The sequence below is a fragment of the Chitinophaga sp. 180180018-3 genome, from assembly GCF_037893185.1.
GTDB lineage: Bacteria > Bacteroidota > Bacteroidia > Chitinophagales > Chitinophagaceae > Chitinophaga.
This window is the reverse complement of record NZ_CP140772.1, coordinates 5,772,310-5,783,688: the sequence shown is the minus strand read 5'-3', so window position 1 is coordinate 5,783,688 and position 11,379 is coordinate 5,772,310. Positions and strand designations below refer to the sequence as shown.

Sequence of the window (11,379 nt, the reverse complement as noted above, 5' to 3'; positions counted from 1 at the left end):
TTTTTTAATTAATATCCCGGATTTTGAATTAGGTTACCATCAATTTTGATGTCATTAGCCGGTATTGGATAAAACTGCCAGTTAGGACTCCATGTTCCTCCCTTTTCAGGAGTGACTTTCGACATGATTCCATTGACTGTTTGAGTTCTTTTCAGATCGAACCACCGATGCCCCCATTCAGTAAATAACTCAACTTGTCGTTCGTGGTAAATGGCCGTTAACAGATCATCCTTGTTACTGATATTTAGTGGATTTAGCTGCGCCCTTTTTCGAATGGTATTTACATCCTCCAATGCACCGTTGATATTGTTTTGTTGCGCTCTCGCTTCTGCCCGAATCAGATATTGTTCCGCTAATCGGAATATTGTGTGATATTCTGTAACGGGGGCATTGAATACTGCAGATTTATACTTATATACAAAATAGTAAAGCGTTCCTCCGGATGTAATTGTATCAATCCATTTTGATTTTCGTTGATCCCCAAGCTCAAAACTATTGAGCAGGTGGTCACTTAAGTATACAGGATTTAGGAAGCCCAGGCCTTCTGGTGGGATAATGTATGTTTTTGCATCTTCAGTATTCGCCCCTTGGTTAACTGGTTGTAGCTGCCAGATTGCTTCTCTATTATTCATCAAGAAGGTTCTATCCAGGGACTCTAAATTATAAAGTGCGGTATTGTTTATGACAAAATTGGCCTGAGATTCTGCATTTTCCCAATCATGCGTATATAGATAGCATCTGGCTAGTAAAGCGATGGCAGCCCATTTGGTCGGTCTTACCCTTTCTTTAGTATTGGATAGTATTGTTCCATCTAAGTAATCGGATGATAATAGATTTTGAGATTCTTTGAGATCGGATATGATTTGTACAAATACTTGTTGTTGGGAGCTTCTTGACAGAACATAGTTGACCGTATAGTCAATACTGGTTACAAGAGGAATATCCCCATATAAATTAGTCAGGTAAAACAAAACGAATGCTCTCATAAATTTGGCTTCCCCTTGCAATTGCTTTTTTAACGATGGATCGAGACCTGTTGAATTATTTAGACCCTCTATTGCAGCATTGATTACATATAGTTTGTTATACAATATTTGCCAAAGAGATACCATCTCCGATGGGCTTAAATTATTTTGATAGTACGTTCTTAATGATTGATCATCTGATCCGCTATAAAGGACCAATTCATCGCTGGAAAGACCTGTTCTAAGACCGATGGAAACCAAATCCTGAGAGAGGGGTGTATTGGTGCTAATTCCTGCATAAATACCTGTAAGAACTGCTGCTGCTGTTTTATTGTTGGTATAAACATTTTTACTGTCAATGCTGGTGGTTGGAGTATTTACATCAATTGCTTTTTTGCAGTTTATATCAGTAAAAGCAAATGTAATTAGCATTAAAAATATACTAAGGCGAGCCCTTTTTTTTATGATAGCTTGGAAATTCATATGATCAGTTTTAACAATATTGTCTACCGTTTATAAAGTCACACGACATCCGAATACAATTGTTCGAAGTGGTGGAAGCGACATGGATTGGATTTCGGGATCTAATCCTTTATATTTCGTTAGTGTTAATATATTTTGTGCATTGGAGAAGATTCTTATTTCTTGTGTGTGGATTCTTTTATTCCAAGAATCAGGTAACCTCCATGAAAGAGAGATATTTTTTAGTTTTATAAAAGACGCATCGGTTAGAACAGCAGTGCTGTTTGACAGGTTTAACATATTTACGTAGTTGCTGGTATATTCTTGAGTAGCGGCTTTATCCCCAGGATGCTGCCATCTATCTAAAATGTAAGTTGGCTGGTTACTTAGTCCGGCATTGAATAATCCTGGATTTGTTGGATTGAATCCATAACTATAGAAATCTCTGCCAGGTTTCTTGGTGAATTGCAGGAATATATCCAGTGAAAAATTCCTATAAGTGAATGTGTTTTGAAGCCCTCCATAGAACTTCGTGTCAGTGTTTCTTAGTATGATATAATCATCAGGAATAGAAGGATTGCTGGTTAGGTTACCCTTGGCATCTCTGAATTGATATAGCCCGGTTTTTTCGTCCACACCGGCAAAGTCAAGATAAAGGCTGGACAATAATGGCTTTCCAACAAAAAAAGTTCTGTTTTTGTCATCTCCATTGTAAGAAGCTACGACACTTTTAGGAATGGTTAAGTTCAGATTAGTTGACCAGGAGAATGCTTTAGATTTGATATTATTGGAAGTAATAGTAAACTCCCATCCGCTATTTTGGATTGTAGCGGGAATATTCCTCGTAATATTGCCGAAACCGGTGATTGAAGGTAGGTTGAAACCCATTAATTGATTAGAGGATCTATTTTGATTGTAGTTTACTGTAAACAGGATAGCATCTTTTAAAAATCCTAACTCTATTCCAAATTGGAGTTTTTTTGTAGACTCCCATTGAAGATATGGATTGGTTAGTTGGTTGGGAGTTAAACCTAAGGAATTTTGATAGGGAGGACCCTGTACAATAACAGGAACATAAGTATCCATGTAGTTATAATCTCCTATTTGGTCATTTCCTGTAGTACCATAACTTCCTCTTAGTTTACCATAGCTAAGAATAGGAATAAGGGAATGAATAAATGGTTCTTCAGTAAAAATCCATGCAAGTCCGATAGCTCCAAAATTGTGGAAACTATTTTGAGATCCGAAACGAGAACTGCCATCTCTTCGGGAAGTTAAATTTATAATGTATTTGTTTAACCAATTGTAGGTAATTCGGGCATATATAGCATTGTATTTGTATATGGAGTTAAGGTTTGATCCCGTTAGTTTGGTAGCTGCGCCAAGATTTTGCATAACCAGCTCATTGGGGAAGCCGACGGCGAAAATATTCTGCTGATCACTATTTTGTTGCGAGATAGTATAACCGATTAATGCCTTAAGACTACCATCAAGAATATGATGATTGTATTCCATTTGGGGCTCGACTATCCATGAATTGATACGATTAAATATAAAATTGCTGCTATTAGAGAAATACCTGGCGTACTCAGGAGGCATTGCACTTGTGGGATTTAAGGCGGTTTCAGTTGTGTACAAGCTATTATAGCCAAGACTGGTTTTAACGAGCAGTCCGGGAAGAAATTCATAGCTAAGCATCATATTACTTAGTAGATTACTTGTTTTATTTACGGTTTTTACTCCAAGCTTGCCAACTGGATTTGAAAAGAAAGTACTTGATCTGGTCGGATTGGGTGCCCAGTTGACTAGCCCATTGGATGTATAGAGGGGGGGGGCTACCGGTGATAATGTGAGTGCCGCGCTGGTAAAATCAACTTGTGGAAGCCCATTGTTATCAAATGTAAATGACCCGGTAACCTGGGCTTTTAGCTTATTGTCTCCCGAGTTGCTGTTAACTGAAATATGAGCGCTGCCTTTGGTATCAGAATAAGAGCCCGGAAATACATTCGTTTCTTTACGATATCCTCCACCTGCCTGAAATTGAATTAACGGACTTCCTCCAGAGATATTTACCTGGGCATTTGTATATCCTGCAGTTCCTCCGATTAGCTCTTTTTGCCAATCAATATTACGTGTAGTATCCCAGGTGCCATTTAAGTCCCAATCAAAAGACCCCGGAGTTTTGCCGTCATTTCTAAGTGCCTCTTTACGCATTTCTAGGTATTGTTTGTTGTTAAGAACGCTCATTTTGCGAGGTACTTTTGACCATCCTTGCTCAAACTGAGCGAATATTGCAAGGGGACCAGGTTTCCCTTTTTTGGTTGTAATAAGTACAGCCCCATTTGCAGCCCGGGAGCCATAAATTGCTGTTGCATCTGCATCTTTCAGCACTTCTATACTTTCGATATCAGCGGGATTTATATAATTGAGAGGATTACCGGAGACTCCCGAAACTCCAGATGTTCCGGTTATTGTATTCTTTGTGGGAAGAAGCTGGGAAACATACGGAACTCCGTCAATCACGAAGTAAGGGTCACTACCATTATAAAAACTATTTATACCCTGTATTCGTATAGTCATGCCAGATCCCGCCAACCCACTTGCCGGACTAATATATACACCTGGGAGGCGTCCTTGTAAAGCAGCCAGGGGATTGCTTACTGGTTGTTTTTCAATATCAGAAGCTTTTAACCCGTTGATATTTCCGGTATTGAATCGCTTGGTAGTACTGCCGTATGCAATAATTACCCGTTCATCTAGAAGATTGGTGTGATTTTTCAGTTGAATGAAAATATTCTTCTCTTTGACCGTTACTTCTTTGGATTCATATCCAATGCAAGTAACGGATATCATCGATCCACTGGTAAAACCAGATAATGCAAATCTTCCATCAACATTTGATATAGCGCCTGACTTGGTGTTTTTTAATTTAATAGAAGCGCCAGGGATGGGCATACCATCAATGTCAGTTATCTTTCCATAGAGTTTTTCCGCGTTGGGAATTGTATCTGAAGGTGTAGCAAATTCCGATGGGAGATGTTTGTTTTTATGAATAATGATTTGCGAATCTATTAATGTGAAGGTTAGATTTTTTTGTTCGCCGAGAAGTACCTTCATGACTTCTGATATTTCTGCATTATGGAAGTTGATAGTTATTTTTTTTTCTTTATCTAGTTGTGTCTCTGATAAATTATTAATGACAGTAAATCCCGTTTGCTCCTTGATTTTATTGAATATAACTTCTATTGGCATGTTATTGCCTGCAATGGTAATCCTGGGTGCCTGTCGTGTTACTTCGGCTTTGATTTGTGTAAATGCGTGTAAATTGACTAGAATATATATTACTATATGTTTTATCATAAGTGTCGTAGGTTTTATTTTTTTTCTCATAAGAACTATTTTATGCGAAACAGGAAGAAGACTGTTATATATTATTCTACACTCTAAGTGTATCGTCAGTACTATAGATCGTATTTATTTTAGGTCTCAGCGATTTTTTATATCTGTTGCATGGTACTTTTTAGAAAGGTGACTTGTATTAATGCTTGACGTATTGGAGATAATCCTGGATAATGATTTTGGGGCAACGATCGAGAATAAATGTGGTTGATTGCGGAATAGATGCAGTTGTTTTACATAAATTATCTGCTAGTAATACAGAGTTAAGAAATTCCAAACTGTTTAGAAATGAAAGTGTGTAATATTTTTAGAATAATCCTACTTTTTGTTTTGTTAATGAGCATAAACGCTCAGGGGCAGCAGACAAAGCCGGTTATTAATTCTTTGTCTCATGATAAATGGGCATCCGTTGGTGACGCATCTATATCTGATAATGGAATGTATATGAGCTATGTTGTTAACAATGAACCTTTGCATCAATGTACACTAGTCATTAAACAATGCGAGGGGAAGTGGGAGAAAAAGGTAACTCCTTGTGGATTGGGGATCTTTACTGGTGACAGTAAATCAATTGTGTTGTTAAAACCTGGGGACTCTTTAGTAATTCTTAAGTTAGGAGGCCATCACGAGACCACGATCCCAGATGTTACGGAGTTTAAGTTAAATGCTTCTAAAGATGCTAGCTGGATTGCTTATAGAAACCGAAGAAATGAAGTTGTACTGTTAAATATTAAGTCGGGTCTTCATAAGAGTTATTTGGGTGTTGAAGAATTTCAATTTAGTGAGGATAAGAAAAAACTTATTTTGAAAGTCGAGTATAATGCGACAGAAAAAGGTGAAATGATAGATTTAGTGAACCTGGCAGATATCAAGGAGACAATTATTTGGAAGGGAAACGGACTGAAGGAAGTAAATTATAATGCAACGTGCTCAAGAATTCTACTCTTGATTTCAAATAAGTCTGATAATTGGAATTCTATTTGGTGCTATAACGAAAAACGAGGCCTATTTATGGTTATTGCTGAAGGAGACAATAGAATAGGCAATACAGCTGAAATTTTCTCACTGTTTCCAATTGGGGATGAAAATAGATATTTTTCTTTTAATACTCGAAGAAAAGAGGAAACATCGTTTAAACGTGTAAAATCGACTATGAATCTATGGAGTTATCTCGATGAGCGGCTAAAAGAATTACCAGTAAAACATAATGATATATTTTCGATGGATATTAATTTGCTTGATATAGAAGATAGTACTATAGTAAAGGTGAATGGAGAAAGAGAACGGATAATTGGCGAGGACTACAACAATGATGTACTTTTACTTGAGAGAAGAAGCGGTGACGGGGACGTGTGTGAAGAAGGATGGAATGATTCTGCTAGGATATACTATGTCCTGAAATTTATGAAGAAAGGCAATGAGGTGACACTGGGTTATCTGAAAGATATTGTCCTGCCGGTGATGTCTAGAACGGGAAGATATGTTGTTTTTTTTAATAGGAAATTGAAAGGTTATATAAGTTATGAGATTGCTACCAGACAATATCATTATATTACGGAAGGAGTGAAGACTAATTGGGCGGATTATTGCTGGGAAGATTTTAATGCAGCCCCGAGAGGAGTGGCGGCTTGGCAAGATGATGATGATTTTGTTTTGTTATATGATAAATTTGATATATGGCGAGTAGATTTGAAAGGGCTAAATCATCCGGTTAATATTACAAACGGTTTTGGATCGAAAAATGATATTGTATTTTACCTCGGGCTTCGAAGCAGGGGAAGGTATGTAGTTTCTGAAAACGAATCGCTTATATTAAACGCATTAAATTTATCGGACAAGAAGAATGGTTATTTTAGAAAAAGGATTTCAGAACTGGGAGATCCTGTTTTGTTAACTATGGGAGATTACATCTATCAACTGATAAACAACAAGTATACTGTAAATAAAGGAATCTACCCAATTCGTGCAACTGGTTGCGAGAAATATTTAGTGACAAGAATGAAGGCAAATGAAAGCCCTAATTATTATTATACCTCTGATTTTAAGAAATTCAGGCAATTGAGCAATGTATATCCTGAACAGAATTATAACTGGTATACTACTGAACTGCATACCTGGACCAGAGGCGACGGTAGCGTTGGTCAAGGAGTATTATATAAGCCTGAAAATTTTGATCCAAATAAAAAATACCCGATAATTTTTCAGTATTATGAAAAATTATCTTATTCATTAAATGAATATATTTTACCTGAGATAATAACTAGCGGCTGTGAAATTAATATCCCGACGTTTGTTAGTAATGGTTATCTCGTGTTTACTCCGGATATTGACTATGAGATTGGTTTCCCCATGCGCGGGGCTTTGGAAGCGGTGACGTCTGCAGCAAATTATATGTCTCATTTTTCATTTATAGACAAAAGTAGAATGGGAATTGGCGGATGTAGCTTGGGAGGGATTGAAACCAATTATATTGTAACTCATAGCAACTTATTTGCTGCTGCTTATTCCGCATCTTCCTTGTCGGATTTAGTTAGCGCATATGGGAGTATTCCGGATAATCAGAGTGCTAATACGCAAGGGTTGCTCGAATTTGGAGTAATGCGTATCGGAGAGAGCCTAGCAAAAAATCCAAGTAAATACATTGAAAATTCCGCAATCTTTTCAGTTAAAAATGTTACAACACCACTCCTTTTGATGCATACCACAAATGATGGGCTCTGTAGTTTTTCTCAAGCTGTTGAGTTTTTTATTTCTTTGCGTAGATTAAGAAAGAAGGTGTGGTTGTTAGAGTATACAGACGGAAGCCATGGAGTTCAGGGAGAATCTGCCGTTGATTTGTCGATTCGGATCAGACAATTTTTTGATCACTACCTGAAAGGACTTCCAGCGCCAATTTGGATGACTCAAAGCAGGAAAGAACAATTAAAAAGAGATAGTAACGGATTTGAGGTAGATTCAACATCATTGTTAGCCCAATAACTGTTATTACATTGGAATGTTCGAAGCCTATAGGTATATAATTGTATTGAAATACTGTGACAGATTACTTTATCTATAGATAAGGAAAGTTAGTTGAGAAAAGATGAGTTACCTTATTTGTAAATTATCTTTAAAGAATTTGAAAGAATTATTCGATAACAGTTAAATGCCAAGAATAATCAGGCGCGATCTAAATATAAAGCATACATTTAATGACCATCTGCAAAAAACTCTTTATATACTTAAAAATATTACAACCGGCTTATTGACTGTGAATAGGCCGGTTGTTTTCTGTTAATGGTTATAAGATACAGGTATTTACTTCCTTCTCTTTGATTTTACCTTAATCAGGGAGTTTGCACTACTTCAGCTATGCAGAGAGCAGGATGTCTAACAGCTGAATTGAAAGCACTGGAGTAGGGTATTGTAATACCCGATCCAGGAGAAGTTGTAGAGCTTATTTGAGAGGGAATTACACAACCGGTAACTGGAATTATTGGGCCTCCCGGAGATGTAGTTGTATTAGTGGAGCCATAAGCATAGAAAGTGTTAAGTTGCCTGTTAGCGTTGAATGCCGCGGCGGCTCCAATTATTGCAAGAATAGCTATCACCGTCAACGTAAGTTTTGCTTTTTTCATGGTGAATTTTGCTTTTTAGTAAAAAAGCTAAACTTTAGGATTTTTGTGAATTGCTTACTCTTTTATAATGGTTTTCAGCTTCCCCATTTGTGAAATCGTATGTACGAGTTCACATTATGTTGCACATAATTTATTTTCAGCTTTCTCGGAAATGTATTGATTCGCATATTTTCGATAGGTATACCATCTAGCTTATCGCAGTTATATAACAAAATATGGTACGATCTGAGCATCAAAATATCTATGTAATGAACCCTGGAATGAATGATTGGAAGAGGCAGAAATGGATGAAATTAATTCAACCTCGTTGTCAGACAATGGGGCTTTTTGCATTGTAGAGTTCAATATGTATGATTCTATTGAAATGTTGTGACAGATTACTTCAGATACAGAGCATTGTAAAAAAGAGGAACCACCTTATTGGTGAATTACCGTTTAAAAATCTGAAAGGATTATTCGATAACCGTGGAGTATCTAAAATAATCATGCTTGTAAAAAGATCTTCCCATACTTTAAGCTTAAGAGCATAACAACCGGCTTATCGATTGCCAATAAGCCGGTTTTTTCTCTTGTTAAGGATTATATAAATACAGATATTTGTTACCTGCACTTTAATTTTACCTTAATCAAGGAACTGCTATTACTTCAGCTGTGCAGAGAGCTGAATTTCTAACTGCAGAATTGAAAGTACTGGAGTATGCTATTGTAAGGCCTGATCCAGGAGCAGTTGTATAGCTCAGTTGGGTAGGAAGTACGCAACCTGTAACTGGCACTATCGGACCGCCCGGAGCTGTGGTTGTGTTGGTAGAACCATAAGCAAAGAAGGGGTTAAGTTGCCTGCTAGCTTTGAATGCCATAGCACCGCCAATTACAGCCAGAACAGCTATCGCTGTTAATGCAAATTTTGCTTTTTTCATGGTGAATTTTGCTTTTTAGTCAAAAAGCTAAACTTTAGGGTTTGTGAATTGCTTACTCTTTTATAATGGTTTTCAGCTTCTCCATGTGTGAAATCGTAGGTTCGAGTTCACTTTTATGTTGCGCAACAAGTTATTTTTCAGTCTCCTCGGCGATTTGCCTGTATGGCATATTTCCGATAAATGCGCCTTTTAGCTTATCGTGCTTATATATCGCAAGATATGGTACGATCTGAGCATCAAAGTATTTCTGAAAAGAACTATTATAGTCCACACCGGCGACGATGTTTTTGTATTTAGACAAATTGTTCTTTGTATAAAAAATCTTTAGCTCATTAAGTGAATAAGGTGTTATCAAAAAAAATTGTATTTCCTTTAAATGTTTGATGTTTTTTACTATTTCTTCTATCTCTGCCTGACAATAGGGGCAATAAGGACTGAAATAGAATAGTACAGTTGGCAGTTGATTGGTGATTTTTTTTATGTTGATGTTTACTGAGCTTTCTGGTGATAAAAGTTCTATGTTAGGGACTGGTTCCCCTATATGAGTTGATACTATGGGCTTTATATAGTTAGCATGGCTTTTTTTTTGTTGAAATACCATTGTTCCTTCGTAGAAGAGAATTGCTAATAAGATAGCAAGTATTGATACTACTGTTATTTTTCCTTTCATTTTTTATTTTGAAGTTGTCAACTGATCGCCTGTATATTCGGCGGTTCTGTTGAAGTGTTTAAAATATTGCTTGTAGCAGGATTCGAGCTTTTGGCAAGTTTAATCAGGTACTCTAGAAGCAGCAGAGAAAAGCAAGCCGTGGTAAGTATCGGAAAGAGTTGGAACCTCAGCGCAATAGGAGAAGCAAATACGCTAAATGAAAAGTTCACTATCCAGAGCCCAATTACTAATCCAAGCCCTTTAGTTAATTGTATTTGCTCTTTATATCCTTTGAGCATGATGAAGCTTAACAATGAAAAGATAAATAGAACATTAACGGTGCCACTTAATATTGGATAATAGTTTAAGTTGTTTACATTAAAGTCTTTAAAGCGGCAACTAATTTTGTTGCTCTTGTACGCAAACCAGGCAGTTGCAATTGGAGATACACTATCTACTCCGGTACTATAGGCTGCCAAAAACTCGACCGGCGGTGCATAGTATTTTACAGCGTTAGGTATTAAATAGTATCTTAAAAACTCCTTAGGGTAAGATTTTATTAAAAAAATCCCATACTCTTTCATTATAGGAGCCGTGGCGGACCATTTCGTTAACGCCGTGGCAGTCGAATCCTTAATGAATTGCTTATTCATGTATATTGAGAGAGGTGAATTTGGAGACCACATGTAAATGGTGCCAGCTATTATTTTCTCATAAGGGTATTTTTGTAAATTCTGTGTGGAGTCAATATAGTTTCGAACCATTTGGTCAAGTTCCTGCAATCTTTTGGGGGGCTGTTTCCTGTTTTTAGGAGCTACGAATTTGTAAGCATACATTCCATTGTTGGCTAGTTGCCAACCCGTGAAAGGGCTGAATTGTTTGTACCCGCTGAGCTTATAGTACGTTTTACTTGTATGAATGATGAATATTCCTATTAGAATAAGACTCACAGCGAATCCTCCAATGCTTAAAAGTATTTTTTTCCTACTTAGTACTAATGCAATCACACTAATTATTGGATAAAACAAAGCATTATACCTTACTGTAAATGCAATGAAAAGAAGCAGGGAGGTTATTAATATCAGTTTTTTTGAAGGGTAACTTATTGTCCAGAGTAACAAGGTAAACCAGGCGATACTCAATGAAAGAAAAAAGCAATCGCTGGATATATAGTTTGAAAGGTATAACGAAGCAGGATTAATTGTTATAAATAGGAATAGAATTATTCTAGTCAGTTTGGCCGGCGAATAAAAGTAGAATAGCGTAAATAATAAAGATAGAGCGCTGAACTGTAGTAATAGATATTGAATAGCAACAACTATTATGTCAGATTTCGTAAATACGCTAATAAGCCGTAGGAAATTTGAATA

The 11,379-nt window shown here is 36.8% G+C and carries 7 protein-coding genes; 1 reads left to right on the top strand and 6 read right to left on the bottom strand.

The genetic code is table 11. From position 1 onward, the window contains the following. Positions 1 to 8: 8 nt before the first annotated feature. Together UNH61_RS22470 and UNH61_RS22465 are read right to left on the bottom strand one after the other, a co-directional pair. Complete coding sequence (locus tag UNH61_RS22470) at positions 9 to 1,448, bottom strand: RagB/SusD family nutrient uptake outer membrane protein (protein ID WP_326994253.1); 1,440 nt, start codon at positions 1,446 to 1,448, stop codon at positions 9 to 11. Positions 1,449 to 1,478: 30 nt separating this feature from the next. Beyond that, positions 1,479 to 4,817 carry a SusC/RagA family TonB-linked outer membrane protein gene (locus UNH61_RS22465; protein WP_326994252.1) on the bottom strand — a complete coding sequence of 1,113 codons (3,339 nt, stop codon included), beginning with the start codon at positions 4,815 to 4,817 and terminating at the stop codon, positions 1,479 to 1,481. A 297-nt stretch (positions 4,818 to 5,114) separates the two neighbouring features. On the opposite strand from UNH61_RS22465, the gene UNH61_RS22460 reads away from it, so the two are divergent. Then, a complete protein-coding gene (locus tag UNH61_RS22460) occupies positions 5,115 to 7,805 on the top strand; it encodes a prolyl oligopeptidase family serine peptidase (protein ID WP_326994251.1) in 2,691 nt (896 codons plus the stop codon). A gap of 347 nt (positions 7,806 to 8,152) precedes the next feature. On the opposite strand, the gene UNH61_RS22455 is transcribed toward UNH61_RS22460, so the two are convergent. The 4 genes from UNH61_RS22455 to UNH61_RS22440 form a co-directional block, all read right to left on the bottom strand. Beyond that, positions 8,153 to 8,443 carry a hypothetical protein gene (locus UNH61_RS22455; RefSeq protein ID WP_326994250.1) on the bottom strand — a complete coding sequence of 97 codons (291 nt, stop codon included), beginning with the start codon at positions 8,441 to 8,443 and terminating at the stop codon, positions 8,153 to 8,155. Positions 8,444 to 9,069: 626 nt separating this feature from the next. After that, a complete protein-coding gene (locus UNH61_RS22450; RefSeq protein WP_326994249.1) occupies positions 9,070 to 9,360 on the bottom strand; it encodes a hypothetical protein in 291 nt (96 codons plus the stop codon). A gap of 130 nt (positions 9,361 to 9,490) precedes the next feature. Further along, entirely contained in the window at positions 9,491 to 10,030 is a 540-nt protein-coding gene (locus UNH61_RS22445) for a redoxin family protein (RefSeq protein WP_326994248.1), read from the bottom strand. Positions 10,031 to 10,047: 17 nt separating this feature from the next. Continuing rightward, a complete protein-coding gene (locus UNH61_RS22440; RefSeq protein ID WP_339071568.1) occupies positions 10,048 to 11,016 on the bottom strand; it encodes a hypothetical protein in 969 nt (322 codons plus the stop codon). Positions 11,017 to 11,379 lie beyond the last annotated feature (363 nt).

Excerpts from the sequence above, each read along its gene's own strand:
- UNH61_RS22470 (WP_326994253.1), bottom strand. The coding sequence starts at position 1,448 with ATGAATTTCCAAGCTATCATAAAAAAAAGGGCTCGCCTTAGTATATTT.
- UNH61_RS22465 (WP_326994252.1), bottom strand. The coding sequence starts at position 4,817 with ATGAGAAAAAAAATAAAACCTACGACACTTATGATAAAACATATAGTA.
- UNH61_RS22460 (WP_326994251.1), top strand. The coding sequence starts at position 5,115 with ATGAAAGTGTGTAATATTTTTAGAATAATCCTACTTTTTGTTTTGTTA.
- UNH61_RS22455 (WP_326994250.1), bottom strand. The coding sequence starts at position 8,443 with ATGAAAAAAGCAAAACTTACGTTGACGGTGATAGCTATTCTTGCAATA.
- UNH61_RS22450 (WP_326994249.1), bottom strand. The coding sequence starts at position 9,360 with ATGAAAAAAGCAAAATTTGCATTAACAGCGATAGCTGTTCTGGCTGTA.
- UNH61_RS22445 (WP_326994248.1), bottom strand. The coding sequence starts at position 10,030 with ATGAAAGGAAAAATAACAGTAGTATCAATACTTGCTATCTTATTAGCA.